This window comes from Neoakkermansia glycaniphila (genome assembly GCF_001683795.1).
Taxonomy (GTDB): Bacteria; Verrucomicrobiota; Verrucomicrobiia; order Verrucomicrobiales; family Akkermansiaceae; genus Akkermansia; species Akkermansia glycaniphila.
In genome coordinates, this window is sequence record NZ_LIGX01000012.1 from 1 (window position 1) to 17,231 (window position 17,231).

General features: G+C 60.1%; 3 protein-coding genes. 1 reads left to right on the forward strand and 2 read right to left on the reverse strand.

The genetic code is table 11. The features are described from left to right. Positions 1-12,584 (reverse strand): beta strand repeat-containing protein (locus tag AC781_RS03270; protein WP_067773460.1); only part of this gene is annotated, 12,584 nt, incomplete at its 3' end. Positions 12,585-12,697: 113 nt separating this feature from the next. Between AC781_RS03270 and AC781_RS13940 the strand changes: the two genes are divergently transcribed. Further along, a complete protein-coding gene (locus tag AC781_RS13940; RefSeq protein WP_156850335.1) occupies positions 12,698-12,841 on the forward strand; it encodes a hypothetical protein in 144 nt (47 codons plus the stop codon). Here the strand turns inward: AC781_RS13940 and AC781_RS03275 are convergent. Continuing rightward, entirely contained in the window at positions 12,838-16,995 is a 4,158-nt protein-coding gene (locus AC781_RS03275) for an autotransporter family protein (RefSeq protein WP_067773462.1), read from the reverse strand. The two genes, AC781_RS13940 and AC781_RS03275, sit on opposite strands and share 4 nt — an antisense overlap. Positions 16,996-17,231 lie beyond the last annotated feature (236 nt).

Genomic DNA, 17,231 nt, shown 5'->3' on the forward strand with positions numbered 1-17,231 from the left:
CCGGTGGCGGTGAGTTTGCCGTAGTTGGCGGTGAAGGCGACGCCGAGGGTGATGTGGCGGCTGATGTCGCTGTCAGCTCCGATGGTGCCGCCCCAGCTGCTGAGTTTGTAGCCGGGCTGGTCTCCGTTCTGCGAGATGTCGCTGTTGGCTCCGTTGAAGCTGGCCCAGGCGTTCCAGTAGGGGAGGTCCTGCTGGACGACAGAGGGGTCGATTCCCATGGTGACGGTGCGGTTGCGGATGGCTCGCATGTTGCGTTCCTGGGTGCCGAGCTGCGCCGCGTTGAGGGTGGTGACCGTGGCTCCGGAGATGGCGGCCATGAGCTGGGAGGCTCCGGCGCGGTTGCCCGCGGAGATGCGGCTGTCGATGGCGTTCATGGCTTGCGCGAGTTCGCTGCCGGGGTTTTCAGCCTGGGGGTTGACGGTGCGGAGGGCCCGGTCGAGGAGGGCGCCGCCGGCCTGGGCGTTGTGGCTGAGGCCGATGGTTTCGTAGTACGGAGACCGGCTGGCGGCGGTGACGAGGATGAGCTGGTTGCCGCGCTGTTCGAGGCGGGAGCCGGCTGCATCGAAGTATTTGCCGAAGAGCTGGTCGTAGGCTACGGTGATGTTGTCCGAGCCGGTGGTGACGCCGTTGACGATGACGATTTCAACGGGGCTGGTGCCCTGGATGAGTTTGGAGTTGCTGCTGGCGCTGAAGCGCATGACGCTGCCTTCTCCGAAGCCGAGGGCGGCTCCGCCCGCCATGTTGATGTAGCCTGCGGAGAGGTTCTGGACGGGGTCGGTGTTGAGGGTGAGCGCGAGGGTGCCGTGTGCTACCGTGCTGTTGCCGCTGAGCGTGAGCTGGTTGTTCGTGCCGCTCCCGTTGTTCGCTAGGAGCGTCAACGTGCTGCCTCCCGAGATAGCCACCGAAGCATACCGTGCATTGCTGCCGGAATAGTCGAGTACCAGATTGCTGCCATTCACGGCGACGAGCGAGGCCGCCGTCGATCCGGCTCCGGCCAGCGTCTGGCTTCCGCCTTCAAGCTTCAAGGTGCCAGAGTAGGCGTTCATGGCACCTGCGAAGGTGCCGTTGCCGCCGGACAGAGCGATCGAACCCGCACCCGAGAGGGAACCGGAGCCGTTCAACGAGGCTGCCCGAATATCGGAAGCGACATCCAGCAGGGAGCCGGATTTCAGGTCGAACCCGATGCCTTCAACTCCTGCTCCCGCAGCAATCATGAGCGAGCCGCCCGAGACGATTTCGACAGCCGAGCCGCTCATGCCGTTCAGGGTGGAACCTTCCATCAGCGTCGATGTGCCGTTGATGGTCAGTTTTGCCTTTTCTCCGAGGAGGATGCCGCCGGAAGAGTTCAGCGTGGTGGCTACGGTATTGCCGCCCCGGCCCTGCAGGGAGAGGGTGGCCCCGTGCGAGATGTCGACGGAATTCAGGCTGTTTTCACCCTTTGAAGCAAGGGCGAGCGTGCCTTCCTGCACATCGAGCGTACCGCGGGCAGCCAGATTGCCCTGCACCGTCAGCGTGCCGCTGCCAGTCTTGGACAGAGCGGTGTTGCTGTCGGCCGTGATGTTGCCCGAGAACGTGGTATTCACGCTGTTCATCAGGGTGACGTTCGCCGTGCCCTGCGAGCCGTCGGGATTCATCGCACCCGTAATGCTCAGATCCGAGCGGTTCATGCCGTAGAGGTTCTTCACGACAAGCGTTTCTCCGGGGGCGGTGGGGGAAGCCAGCGAGATGGTCATGTTGCGATCCACCACAAGGCCGCGGTAGGGGTCGAGATCGTCGTAGCGGGTGATGTCCCCGAGCTTGCTGGCGAACCAGACTTCGAGATTGCCGTCCACGATGAGCGTGCCGCCCTGTACATCCGCCACCTGCAGGCCCCATGTTTCAAGGAGCGGGTTGAAGGTGACGAAGTCGGCCGCATTGGCCTTGGTGAATCCGAGGGAACCGTCAGTTACGACGAATTTGACCTGCTTGCCCGTGAAGTCGAGCGGATCGGCCGGGGCCAGATCGCGCATCAGAGCGATCACTTCGTCATCCATGTCGATATACAGCTTGTTGCCTGCGGACATGGTCAGCGTGTTTGTACCGCCGTTGTTGAAGACGATCATGGCCGTACCCGTATGCGTGTCTGTCGTGATGTTGGACAGAGTGAAGCGGAGGTCCCCACGGTCGAGAGCTACGGTACCCGTGCCGATGTTCGTGACGGTTGCATGGCCCGGAAGGGTGACGGATTTCAGAGATCCGGCACGGAGGCCGCCCAGATCGAGCGTACCCGTATTGCCCATCACATGGCCGTCCGCATCGCGGCTGCCGAGGGAAGCCGTGACGTTGCCGAGCCAGTTGTCCGCCTGAGCCAGTTTGCCGCCCGTGATGGTCAGGGAGTTCGTCAGGGCCGTCTGGCCGAGGTCGAGAATGCCGCCGCCCACATTGAACAGAGTGCTTCCGTCCGACTGAGCCGTAGCGCCCAACGCCACAGAGGCGTCAGCATCTTGCACGTTCAGCGTGAAGGCACCGCTCAGAATGCCGTTCAGTACGCCTTCCTGCAGGGTGAGGTTCTGGGAGGCTGTGCCTTCCACCATGCCGCCTTCAACCGTATGCAGGGAGGGCAGCACGGTGGATGCCCCGTCCAGCTTGAGAGTGGCCGTATTCGAGACGGCGAGTCCCGCCGTGCTGTCCGTGGCGGCTGCACCCTTGAGGGTGAAGATGCCGTTTTGCAGGTTCAGGTAGCGACCTTCGCCTGTGATGGCTGCGGAAACGGAGATCAGCGAACCTGCCGCATTGCCGGCAAGCACCAGTCCGGTGGAGGTCGATTGGATATCGATGCCGCCAGCCAGTTCCGTACCGCTTTGGAAGATCATGGAGGCAGGGCCAGCCAGAGAGGATCCGTACACGAGCGCAACTTCGGCGGTACCGGCTCCAAGGATGGAGAAGCTGCCGGAGTCGAGCGTCACCGTACCCGTGCCGCCGAACATGTTGTTCAACGTCGTTACCTGGTTGGCGTCCATATGCAGGAAGGAGCCTTCATCCACGGTGACCTGTCCGCCGTAGGTGGAACCCTTCAGCGTGAGTGCGCCAGCCTTCTGGTCGATGTCGCCCATGTAGCTCTGCGTCAGTTGCAAGGTGCCGAGACCCGTCTTGACGAGAGTGACGGCTCCGGTGATCGTGTCGCCGAGGCGGCCGATGGAAGCAGTCCGGCCGTCTGCAACGGAGAGGTTGAGGTCGGCATTCTGCGCGACGACGAAACGGTCGGAAATATCGTGCCCGCTCCAGTCCGCCATGCTGCCGTATTCCAGCGTACCGCCTTCGAAGGAGATGCTGCCGGTCGTACCGAGGGAAGCCGTATTGTTCATGACGACGGTGCCGTCCTTCAGGGTCGTGCCGCCCGTATAGGCGTTCGCCGCGTCAAGGCGGAGGATGCCTGCGCCCTGCACGGTAAGAGTCGAGGCTACGCCGGGAGCGTCGCTGATCGAACCGCCCTGGAAGATGTACGTCTTGTTCGTTTCCACGAAGATTTGGGTGGGAGTGACTCCCGCCGCCGCGATGTTGACCGTCAATTCCGTCGCATCACCGAACGGATCCGTGTTGAAGTAGACGATCTTGCCGGCCGGAGCGGTGGCCTGCCCTACCCATTCCGTTGCGCTCGCATCGGACCATGTAGCGCCGTTTGCTGCGTTCCAGACGAGAGCCTTTCCGGTGTCCACACGCACGCGCAGGACAAGATCGGTACCCGAATCGGAACGTTCGAGCGTGTACTTGTAAATATCGGAAATATCCGACAGATCCTGCAGGTTGAACTGCGCCGGATCCCACGTTCCCGTAATCGTGGCGACCTTGTAGTCGCCATCCGCCAGAGTCGCGGCAAATGTCCTGTCGAGACCGACGCTCACCGTACCGGTGGAGCTCAGGTTGCCTCCGACAGTCCACACGGATGCGGACGGGTTGAGGAAGAGGCTGGCCAGATTCCAGGTTTTGCCCGTGCCGTTCCATGTGACGGCTCCCGTATTCATGGAAGCTCCCGTCGCTGTGGACACGGTGCCGGAAACGGTCAAGGCTCCGGAACTGAACGCAGCATCCTGACCGAGTGACAGACCGGAACCGAGGGAAGCCGAAGCAAGGGCAACTGTACCGTTCTGCCCGACATTGAAGGCACCCGTCACCGACAGGTCGCCAGTGGCATTCAAGGTATTATTTCCGTTGGTCCGCGCAAGCACGTTGATGGAAGCCACCGTCAACGCATCGGATACGTTCAATGTGGCCGCCGCATCGGCGGAGCCCACTGTCAAGGCGCCGATGGAAGAATCTGCACCACCGATGATGGAGGAGGTTCCCTGATTGGCCGCTACACCATTAAGCACAACCTGACCATTGACGTTCAAGGCACCGCCTGTCAGGGCAATGATACCATCGCCCGCGGCTCCGGTCGAGCCGAGAATCAGCGTACCGCCGGAAACAGTCGTTCCGGCCTTGTAGGAGTTGGCGCCGCTCAGGGTGATTTCCCCACCCGAGACGATCACGCCGCCGTTGCCGCTGATGGCTCCGGAAAGCGTCTTGTTCGTTCCGCTCAATTCCAGCGTATCGGCCGCCGTCGCCAGAGAGACGGAACCCGTGCCGAATGTGCCGCTGACAGCCAGCTTGCTTCCACCCTGCACGACGACCGCACCGCCGATGGCATTCGCCGCTCCGGCCAGCGTATACGTCTTGCCGTTCTGGAAGGTAATGGTCGCGCCTGCTGCGGATGTCACATTCCTGCTTTGCGTCACATCGATATTATTGTCGAAAGCCAGAGAGGATGTACCGAGTACATTGATATCGCCCGCCCATACGCCTCCGTCGCGAAGAACCATGGAACCGGCATTCACATCCAGATCGGCAATCGAAGTATTGGTTCCGGTCAGGACGAACGTACCCGCGCCATTCTTGAGCAGGCCGACGTCCGTATTGGTCTGCCGCTGGAAAATGCCGCCATACACGGCTTCACCCGAAGCAACGGTCGTGGAAATGTAGCGTTCCCTGAAATCCGCCGTATTGGTGGTATAGTCGCCGCGGATGATGCCGCTGCCGGTCAGGTTGCCGATCACCAGTGCATTCGCCTTGGCTGCGGCCTTGTCGGCTGCGGCAAACTGGCGGTTCAGAACCAGCGTGGCATTGGCTCCGATATCAATTGAGGACGCCGCACCTCCATTCGTCAGGAAACTTGACCCCGTGCCAAGGGCGTTTCCGCCGAAGACCACGAGCTTGGATCCCGTCAGGCGGATATCGCCCGTGAAATCGTTGCCGGAGGTCGCCCATGTGAACGTGCCTCCCGTATTGTTGAAGGTCAACGTACCGGAACCGCTGATCGATCCGGAGGTATACATACCGCCTCCGCCGGATGTCAGGCCGCCGTTCACGATGTAGTTCGCACCCTGCCAGATGGCGGAATTGACGCTCGCATTCTGGACAATTTCCAAGGTACCTCCCGTGCCGGCAAGCGTCACGTTACCGGCAAACACATCATTGATGACCAGCTTCTGGCCCGCGGCCAGCGTCTGGTTCATGTTGAACGTATTGCCGTTGCTGAAGATATTCAGGGTCGAATTCGCACCGAAGGACACAAGATTGTCCGTGTAATTCATCGTATTGCCAGCCCCCCATTTCAGGGTGCCCGAAGCATTGTCCGCAATGCTCATGGCGCCGCCGAGAGCATTCGCCGAGACGAATTCCAGCGTGCCGCCGCCGAACACGAGCGTACCCGTGCCAAGCGCGCCATCCGCTCCGGCAATCAGTGTGCCGCCGTTCAAGGCGACTCCGCCCGACCACGGATCAATGGCTGCGACGCCTTCCGAAGCGGCCACACCCTTATTGTTGGTGTTGATGGCAAGCGTGCCGCCCGCCATCGTCAGCTTGCCGCTGCCGGAGAGATAGCCGCGCGCATCCGCCGCAGCATTGTCGAAGCTGTAATTGCCGCCGTTCACGGTGATGGAACCGGGAGCCACAAGGCCGGAGAGCTTCACGGATTCAGCCACCGCGGGAACTGGAGACTGCGCATTGAAGATCACGTTGTCCCCGGTGTGGAAGCTGGTATCCGCCAATGTGCCGGAGCCGGATGCCCATGCATCCGCAGAGCCTTTCATCTGCCAGTTATTGGCCGTATTCTGCCATACGAGCGTGGCGATGCCGGCATTCGTGTACTTCATCGTCACGGATGAAGCACTGCTGGTGAATTCGAGCTTCGAGCGGGAATCCTCGCTGATCACAAGGCCCGACGCACCGACCAGAGACTGCAAGGCTTCCGTCGTGATGTTATTGGCTCCCGTGACATTGAACAGGGTATATGTATGCTCGCCCAGCGCCAGAGAGGCGAAGTTCTCGATGTGGAACGTCGTCTTGCCCGCGCCTGCGGAAAGCGTACCCACCGTGTAGGCCGCAGTACCCGCATCGGGCAGCAGCGCAAGGTCGATATTGATCGTGCCGCCGTTCAACGTCAGATTGCCCAGTTGCCCGCCAGCCGCGGCCGAACGCACCGTCATGCCGCCGTTCAGGCTGCCGACATTGAGTGCGCCGCCGTCCAGCACGAGGGAAACGGCGTTCGTGCCCAGTCCCGTCGTTCCGGAAATGTCCAGCGTACCCTTGAGGGAAGTCATCGTACCGCCGAAACCGCCCTGAGCGCCCGTAATCGTGAGCGTTCCGAGGCCGTCTTTCACCAGAGAACCGGCTTCCGTCGCCGTCAATGCTCCGCTCAAGCCGATCGTTCCGGCCTGTCCGCTGTAGCCGCTGGTTGCGCCGGAACCGTCGTCGGCCACATACAGCTCGGTATTGAAGGTTACGGCACCCTGCAGATTCAGGGCGACGGACGACGTCCAGTTGGCCAGTGCGCCGATCGTGCCGCCGTTCAGATTGATGGTGTTCATGGTATGAACCACGCTGCCCTTGATGCCGCCCGCACCGATGTTCATCGTGCCGCCTGCATTCAGGTTCAACGTCACACGCCCCCAGTTGGAAGCTGCGCCATTGCGCGTAATGCCCAATCCATTGCGGAAATTCATCACGCCGCCATTGTTGATATTGAGCGTGCCGTTACCGTCGCGATTGGATATATCGCTATTGATATTCAACGTGCCGTTGACATTTGTCGTGAACGTGCCTCCGGCTACGCTCATCGTAAATGAACCTTCCCCGGCGGAACCGTTGGTCGTGCCAAGCACATTCATCACGGAACCGGCTGCAATGTTCAGCGAAGTGCTGTTGTTGTCGCCCCCGGTATTCACCTGCAGGTTCTGCATGGTCAGCACGGCGTTGGAAGCCGCCACTCCTTCCGAAGCGGCACGTCCCACCTGCAGTGAGGAACCGTTATTGGCAAGGGCCAGCGTGCCGGACAGGGAAGTTTTGCCGGTCAGGAAGGCAGCCGAGCTGCCCGAAGCCACATTCATGGCAGCCAACGAACCGGTCGTTCCCGTGAAGGAGAAGGCCGCGCTGTTCGCCAGATTCAACGTCAGAGAACCGTCGATCGCATCGGAAACGGCGGTCGTGCCGCCGCTGGAAGCGATGGTGCCTTGTCCGGCCATCGTGCCGATCTGCCTCGTCGTCACGTTGAGATTCAACGTACCTCCCGTCAGAACGACTGCTTTCGCATTCAGAGAACCGGCGGCATCTCCATTGGCAATCGTATAGGCCGGCCCTGTTGTGGCGCCATAGGACAGCACATCGTTCACCTTCAGCGTGACACCATTCAGCACCAGCGCATTGGAATCACCTTCACCCGTACCGTTTTCAATCGCAAGACTGCGCATTTCGTAGGTACTTCCGCCGAGTTCCTCACTCTTTGCGCCAAGCGTCGCACCACCCGTGCGGATATAATCGAGGGCTGTACCGCTCGGAGAATTCTGCACAAGCTGGGTCGTGGAAGCTTCCGCAAACGAAATCACGCGCGTGTCCGTATCGTACCCGGTTGCGCGGTAAAGCTGGTCGCCGATCTTGTAGGAGATGGCACGAGCCAGCCATGTATTGTCCCCATCGACAGTTGCCTTCAGCTGCAGATAGTCGTTGACATTGGCACCCGTCAGAGTCACATCCGGGCCGCCCGTCAATGCCAGATTCAGAGAACCGTAGCCGATGCCGCGAGTCAGCGTACCGAGATCCAGGCTCAGCAGACTTGCCGCACCACCCGAATTGTTCAAAGTCAAGGCCAGCGTGCTCACTCCCGATGTCAGCACCGTGGAAGAGAAAGTCTGATTGCCGGAGGCAGCCAGCGTGCCGCCCTGCATATCGAGGGCATTGGTGCCGCCCGCATTGGCAAAGGCATGCCCCACGGCAGCCCGGAGTACGCCGCCCTGCAGAGTAATCGTACCCGTGCCGAGCGCCCCCACCTGATTCATCACGGCCGTGCCGGATTTGACGATCGTGCCGCCCGTGTACAGGGTGTTCGCACAATCGAAGTACATGATCTTGTCGGCAGCAGATGCGATCTCCACATGGCCCGCCCCTTCGATCTGCCCGTAGGAATGGCAATCCGTCCCACCTACGGCAAAGACGACCCTGCCCCCTGCCTCGATCAGGGTACGGTGGCCCGTTCCCCCAATGACATTGTAGGTGTTCGAAGCCAGTTTCAGCGTCGCGCCGTCATACACCGTCAGCGTACCGGTAAAGTTACCCTGGGAACCGGTATTCCATGTACAGGTGCCGGACATGATATCAATGTGGCCTGTGCTCTTATTCGCATCGAGGCCGATTGTATTGGTAAACGTGTATTCATCCGTCCGGTTGAATACCAGCGTGCCGTTGGCATTGATGAAAACCGTGCCGGAACCGAGCGAACCGGATGCACCGCCATTACCTACCTGCAACGTGCCGCCGTTGATGGTCGTCGTGCCCCCGTATGTGTTGGCTCCGGTCAGGACCATCGTGCCCGCGCCGTTTTTAATGAAGTTGTGGTTGCCGTTATCACCATTGCCGATCACTCCGGAAACCAAAAGATCGATACCGTTCGCCGTCGTGCCTTTGGCAATGTCGAACTGGGTATTGTCCTGGCGCAGGTTGAAGTTGGTGGAGATCGTGGATGTCTGCGCGGAAGCCAGCGTGACGACCTTCGAACCGTTTCTGAACAGATCGAAGTTGGAATTCGCTACGCCCGAAATCTTGCCCCCTTGCAGCGTCAGCGTCATGTTGGAGAACGTCTGGTTCGCCGTCACACCGATCACCATTTCGCCGCCTTCCTGAATCGTAATGGCGCTGATCCTGTTGCCCTCACCATATCCCGTCACGTCTCCGCCATTCAGGCGCAACACGCCATTCTTGATGACAACGGTACCATTGATCGAACCGTTATCGCCGCCTGCGGTCAAATTCACCACACCGCCGTCGATCGTCAGCGCACCCTTGATGGCGTTCAGCACAGAGAGGGTCAGCGTTCCGGAACCTGTCTTGGTATAATCGGCCGTATTGCCGATGGCTGTTCCCCAGCCGACGTTGTTGGCTCCGGTGTTCAAGGTCAGGCCGCTGTTCGCTGCCACCGTCAACTTGCCGGAATAATCGGCCGTATTGCCGGCAAGCCATTCAAGCTTGTTGCCCGTGCCGGAGATGTTGATCGTCCCCGTGCCAAGAGCGCCGTTCGCCAAAGACAATCCGGCATTGCCGGCCATGCCGACCACGCCGCCGAACGTCCCCGCTCCATTGAGTACCAGTGACGAACCGCTACCCAAATTGACACGCCCGACACCTTGCAGCGAATTCGCCGTTGTCAGGGTATTGTTGAGGTTCAGCAAGCCGCTATTGGCAATGAGAGTATCGACCGTCAAGGCCCCACCCTGCAGGGCAAACGAGCCTCCGGCCGTACCCGCAAACGTCAGTTTCTCGCCGATCGTGAAAGAATCCGTAATCGTCAGGGTATTGGCATCCCCTGCCTTATCCATCAGCATCAGGGAACCGATCTCCAAATTGCTCTGAAGCACAACTCCGCCGCCGACTCGGGAATATTCGCCCGCCGGATCGTCGGTTGTGGAGCCGGTCAACTCCGCCAGCGCGACCGCTTGCAGAATGCCGGTTTCATCAAGCGTCAACCGGGACAGGGCATCTCCATTCTTCAGGTACAGAGCCGTATCGCCGATATCATCGGCAACAAGTTTCATGGAGGCATTCGCCAATTCGAGCACCAAACTCCCGGCGCCGCTGATGGTGCCAAGGGCATAGCTTGGCGAGGTGCTCGTGATGTTCAGGTAATTGAGACCGCTGCCGACAGCGAGGCCTGCCACTCCCGCACCGCCCATGATGACGGTGGAACCGTTGGAAATACCCAGTACCGCACCGGAGAAATCCCCAGCGGCGGCCAACGTATATTTGCCTCCGCCGGTGAAAGCGAGCGTCGCACCGTTACTGCCGCTGACCGTCAGCGTCTGGTTGCCGGTCTGGCCGAATTCAAGCGTGCCGCCCGTGGCGGAATAGCTGCTGGAAGCATCCAGCGCGCCCGTCAGCTTCAGAGTGCCCGCACCGGATTTCACAAGGCTCACATTGGCCCCGATGCTACCCGCGTAGTTGCCGCCTCCGTTGACCGTCAGCGTCCGCGCCGTTCCTTTCGTCGGCATGTTCTGATCGTATTGTCCAGTCGAAGCCAAAGCATCCATGCCGACGATCATCGTACCGGCTGCGCCGTTCAATCCGGCAATCGTCGTATTGGCCGTCAGGGCCAGCGAAGAACCGTTCTGCAGGGTCACCGTCGCATTCTTCGCCGCATTGGCGGATTGAAGCACGAGGTAGGAATTCTGCGTCGCATCGTTACGGCCCACCGTAATGGTTCCGGTGAAGTCTCCGTCACCGGCCAGCACAAAGGATGAGAAATATGTACCGCTGCCCGTACGCTCGAAATTCACCGTACCGTTCCCCGTCAGGGAATTGATCCAGATCAACCCGGTCCGCGACAGCGTGATCTTGCCGGAGCCGGAAACTTCCACGCCTCCATTGAACAAACGGCGTCCATAGACATCCGAGCGCGTTACATCCACGGTGCCGCTGTTCAGCATCAGCTTCCCCGCCATCGCCATATCGGCCGTCATACTCAGGTTGACGAGACCGCCCGTAAGCTTCAAATTACCGGTAAAATCCTTCAGAGCATTGGCATTCGAAACATTGAGCGTTCCGGCACCCAGTTTTTCCAGAGTCGTGCTGCCGAGCAGCTTGCCGCTCAGGGTACCAGTCGATCCGCTCCAGACAGTAATCGAAGCATTGTTCAGCAGCGTAATATTGCCTGCAAGCGTCGCACCGTCCGCACGAATGCATCCGCCCTTGGCAATATCCGAACTGGCATTCCAGCCCGTTCCTTCAATCGAGATGTTTCCGTTATACGTACCGTTGCCGAAATAGACCTGGCCACCATCGCGCACGATCCAGCTCGTACCGGCATCGCCGAACTGCCCCGTATTCGATCCTATCTCCATGCGGCCGGAAGCCACTTCGATCGTCCCCTTGAACACATTTCCCCCGGTAGCGAAAGCGCTGGTCAGGAAGCCGCCGTACCAGCGGTTCCCTCCGCCGTTCAAAACGACCCGGCTACCGGCAGTTCCGGTGATACTGCCGTTGTTCCATGCAGACAGATCGGCCGTCACCGTCACATCAAGCACGCCGGAATTGCCTAAGGCAATACCCGTGAAACCAGTAGTCTGCCGAGCGGCGGCATTGTTCAATTTCAACACACTGCTTTCCGTCACTGAGAAATTGACGCCTCCCAGCTCCACGGCGTTGGTATATGCCGAACCTGTAAAATCAAGAGTACCGCCACCCTTAATCGTCACGGTTTTCGACGCACCTACTCCAATAGAAGACAATTGCGAAGAAAAGTTCAGCACCGTGCCTGCGCCCTGAATATCGAAAACCATCCCGGACCGGACGCTCATGCGGGTCATACTCAATGTCGAACCGCTCGCTGCGGCCGTCACCTTGATGGAAGCATTGTCCAGCAGCGTCAAACCCCAGTTTGTTCCCATGGTACCGGCATCATTGAAACCCGATACCGTCCCGGTACCGTTGAACACAAATCCGGATGCTCCGAGCATGCTGGAATTATGACTGCCATACACGAGGGAACTGCCCTGCTCAAGCGTAATCATACCGGCAGCCCCTTCTCCGTTCAACCAGATGGAACTGTTGGCCTTCAATGTTGCATTGGTATTGATCGTCCAATTCTGTCTGCCGTAGCTTTCCAGCCCTTGCGTCAATTCCAGAGTCTTCCCGGCGCCGGAAACAATAATATTGCCCGTATTCGTGATGGCGCTCCCGAACGAAGCATTGCCGGTCGCCTGCTCCAGCAGGAGGACGAGCGTGCTCGAACCGTCCGCCGCCATGGTCACGGCTCCCGTATAGGCCTCCCCGCTCTTGTAATCGACAAGTCCCGCCTGTCCGGCGGCGAGCGTGATGGCCGTGCTGTTCGCCGCCGTTACTTCTACGGTCTGGTCATAGGTTCCGGGCAACGTAGCGGCAGCCGAAGCTACCGGTGCCAGTCCGGCTGCGGCAACAAGGCCTGCACCTGCGAACAGGGTACCGGTGGAGAGCGTAACAGAACAGGCGACGGCAGCATAACAGGTCATGAGAGCAGCACGGAGTCCGGTGGGAAGATGCAATTTCATAAGAAGACGGATAGGAATAATGCAATAGCCGCACCTGCCTGTATGACAGCAAGGCGGCTTTGCCCATCATAAAAGCCGATTCTGTTATTGCAAGCCATTTTCGCGTCCCGCGCGTGGATATTCAAGACAACACGGTCACAGGCCACGGCCTTGAAAAGAGTATTTTCGCCCCCGACAACAAAGAAAACCGGGGCTTTTTAGCCCCGGTTTTGTTTCCGGCATCCGGCAAGGGTGTTTTCTCTATCAATACATTCTAGAAGTTGTAACGATAGCCGATGCTGCCGCTCACATAAGTGGCGCCGCTGCGGGCGTCCAACATGGCATCCATGAACAGGCTGCCTTGCAATTCCACGGGAATCGTCAAGCCCAGACCGACTTCCACGCCCGTACTGCCCGGCTTGACGCCCTGCACCGTGCGGCGGAATCCGTTTGCCGCGGCAAATGCCACATCGGCATCGACCCGGCGGTCGCCGATATCCTGCACCAGCAAGGCGCGGCATTCCAGCATCGCATTCCTGTTGAAGATATTTTGCCCCACCGCAGCCAGATACCGGCCGCCCAGCCCCAGAGTCGCATAGGTGGTATCCATATCGTCCACGGACAAGCCTGCATTGCCGGCTCCGCTTTCTTCATAGCCCTTCATCCGGGCGCTGCTGATGCTGGCGTTGAACAGGGGTTGAACCAGAGACGTGTAGTCCGTATCCAGCGGAATGTCGTAGGCAAGCTCGTACATGGCGCCGAATGCGGAGCCGTCCGTACTGCCATGCGTGGTGTACTGGCCCGTACCGTAACGGACGGTGCGGTCGAGATCCGCCTTGGATGTGCCTCCGGTCAGCACTCCCGTATGCGACCATCTGCCGCTCTGTGCACGCAGATAGAGGCTCACGAGATAACTGTCCACATGCCCCGTGGCATGTTCCGCTCCGTCGGCGGACAATTTGCCCAGATTCGCCGTGAACGCCACGCCTGCCGTCAGATGCGGAGTCATATCGCAATCCGCACCCACCGTACCGCCCCAGCTCGTCAGCGTATAGCCGGCTTCATCGCCGCTGCGCGAGACATCGTTGTTCGCCCCGTTGAAGCTCGCCCAGGCATTCAGGTAAGGCATCTTGTCATGCCCCACCTGCGGATCGACGCCCATCGAAACGGCACGGTTGCGAAGCGATTGCATCTGGAACCGGAGCGTGTCGAGCTGGGAAGCGTTCAGGGTCGTCACCGTCGTACCGGCGGCGGCGGCCATCAGCTGTGAAGCCTCGCTCATGCGCTTTCCGGCGGCAAGGCCATCCACGGCATTCATCACCTTCGCCAGCTGGCTGTCGGGCGCAGTCGATTGAGGATCGACCGTGAAGAGAACATTGTCCAGCAATGCTCCGCCCGTCCGCGCATTGGACGATTGCGCATAATTGGCATACGAGAAGCTGCCGTTGCGATCGCCCAGCAGGTACAGCTTCCCTCCTTCCGCGACGATGCGCGCATTCACGTAGAACTTCGACAGGATCGAATCGAAATCCGCCGTGAAGCTCCCGCTGCCAAGATCCTGCCCGGAGGCGAGCCCATCCACCAGCACGACGCGAAGGCCGTCCGACAGGGAAATCTTGGATCCCGGAGCAGCGACTGCATGCACGGTCAATTTGTTGTCAGGAGCCAGATCCAGCGTCAGGGCGGAACCCTGCGCCATCGTCACCAGTGCGGTCTTCCCCTGCATCACGTCGGCCACGGGTGAGAACGTGAACGTCACGGAGCTTCCGCCCTGCCACGTACTGTCTTCCGCCAGCGAAAGGGTGCCGTTGGCCATCTGCCCGCTATCGGATGCCGAAAGATGCAGCGAGCTGCCGCTCTCCAGAGCAACGGAGCGGTAAGATGCCTGCCGCGCGCTGTAATCCAGCGTCAGACTGCCGCCTCCGGCTACGTCCAGCCCGGCCCCGGTTCCGCCGACACCCCGCAACGTCTGCGAGGCATTGCCTGCCACCGTCAGCAAGCCCTGATAGGAACTCATATCTCCGGCAAACACGGTATTGCCGCCTCCGGTGATCTCCACATCGCCGCCACCGGAAAGGGAGTATCCCTCATTGCCGGACAAACCGCCCAGGCGGGCCGATGATCCGCCTTCCACACCGAGATTCCCCGTCAGCGTACCGCCCACATTCAACGTGCCGCCTTCCACCATCAACGAACCGTCGGACCGCACATCTCCGGCAATCGCCGTATCGCGGGCGCCGATCACGAGGGAGGCTCCCGAGGCGATCGTCGCCCCGTGGTCGATCTGCGTAGCAGCATCAAGCCGCAGGCTGCCGGAATCCACCGCCAGGGCATCGGCATGCAGCGGGCCGCCGGAAATAAGGTAACCGTCCGGCGAGGCGCCGCCCTGATAGGCCAGCACGCCTTGCACGGTCAAGCCGCCGATCGTGGCGAGCTTCAGCGTATTGCCGGCGGGATCGCCCGCCGCATCGCGGATCGTCAACGAACCGATCGTCGGAGCCGTTGCCCCCATATCCGTACCGCCTATACGTTCGAAGGGAATACCCTGGGATTGGACGGGCGTCCGAGAATTCAATTCCAGAGCCGTGGCGAAAACGATCCTGTTCTGCGCATCGTCATAATAACCGTAGTAGGTCGTGGAACCCGAGACCGCGACGAAACGCCCGGCCAGCCAGTCGAGATTGCCGCCGGGAGCCGCATGCCCCGTCAGCATCAGTGCAGCGAGATTCTCCGGCGTCGTGCCTTCGGCCAGTTGCAGCGTCACACGGCCGCTCCCGGCGTTCGTCATCGTCCCGAAATCCATTGAAGCCACACCTGCCAGATGCAGGGTCACATCGCTTTGAAGAGCCGTTCCTGCCAGAGACTGGTTCCCCGCCGCATTCACCATACCTCCGTTCAACGTCACCGTTCCGGCAGCTGCGGCAGCCGCCGTCCAGTTCAGCGTACCGCCGGAAACCGTCGTCGAAGGCAAGGAACCCGCCAGCGAAGACACATTCACCGTGCCTCCTTCCAGAATCGTCACACCGGGCGCAGCACCAGCGCCGAAGCCGCCTCCTGCCGCCAGATTCAGCGTCGCACCGCTCTGCACCAGCACCGTTCCGTTCACCAGATTGCCTGCATTCCCGAGGGAGGCGGTACCTCCTGCAATCGTCAGACTGCCCGTACTCGAAAGCCGGTTGCCCAGCGAATGTTCACCATCCCATTGCAACACAAGGCTCCCGGCGTTATCGACCGTACCCGTACCCAGAGCTCCGGAATTTCCCAGAACGACCGTACCGGAAGCAATCGTCACGGCTCCTTCATAAGCAGCATTGGCTGAAAGAATACTCAGGCGGCCGGTACCGTTCACCGTGATCGGCGCATCACCGGAAAGGCCGCTGCCTGCAGCCGCGCCCGCCGTCCAAGCCAGTTCATTGCTCGTGGACACGGTCACCGAGGCAGGCGTTACCTCCCCCTCGATCGTCACCGTTCCGGCCGATGCCGCGGTAAATGCCACGGCATCCCCATTCAGATAGGATGTATCCACCCGGCCCGCATCCCCTGCCACAATCCAGCCCGCCGCACCCTGGCTCCATACGCCGGGCTGCGACCTCACCCACTCCAGAGACAAGGCATCGTACTCCGTCTCGTAAAACTGTACGGTCACGCCGATGGAGGTACCGGAAGTCACCAGATAGGAGACCGACTTCTCTTCATCCGACAGCCCGTCCCACGACGTCACACGCGCCAGCGCCAGACCGCGCTCATTGGTGAACTCTCCGAACTGAACACCGTTGCCAGCCTGCCCTCCATTCGTCTCGATCAGGCGGCGCGTCACCTGATTCAGCGAGGAAGTGCGGTTCAACAGACCGGCGATCGAGTTCTGCTTCAGCACGCCCGACATCTCAATCGAAACTCCGTTGAACCAGAACGCCTGCGAAGGATCCATACCGAAAACGATCTTGCCTTCCTCGCCGAAATACCACTTCTGCGCCGTACCGCCATTATCCAGCCCCATCGCGTAGGTATTGGCAAACGTAATGGTGCCGTTGGCAATGATCGTCGAGGACTTGGGAGACATTTCCCCGGTAAACGTCACCGAACTGCCCCGGCCCACAACCAGATTGCCTAACCATCTTCCGCCGTTCAACGTCACATGGCTGTTGTTGAGCACCTCGATACCGCCCCCGTCGGAAGAATCCGCCATATTGCCGCCCACCGTCAGCATGCCCGCATTGTCGAAAACGAGCCTCACGCCCTTGTTATCCACACGGCCCGGTACGGTTTCCGGATTCCAGTTGGCGGCTGTACCATAGGCGGAATCTCCGCCGTTTCCGGTCCAGAGCCACGTACCGCCCGCATCCCACACGGGCACGGGTTCGGCAGCGCGGGAAGGAGAAGAGCAACAAACCGCCAGAGCGGCCAACAACAGCAAGGGCAAATGCAATTTCATCTTGGAATACAGAGGGAGAGAAAGAATAACTTGAAGGAACAAACCAGCTCCGTTCACGGCCTGGAGGCATAAACACAAAGCTGGAACCATGGATTTTTCATGTAATACCGTGAAGAAGTTTGGCAAAGCACATTGAATTTGTCAATAGACTAATTCTATCATTTATCCATCATTTGCAGCATCGGAACACGCCCGCAACTTGAGATGCGCCATTTTCCACAGAATATCAATGCGCA

Coding starts and splice junctions, on each gene's coding strand:
- AC781_RS03275 (WP_067773462.1), bottom strand. CDS start 16,995: ATGAAATTGCATTTGCCCTTGCTGTTGTTGGCCGCTCTGGCGGTTTGT.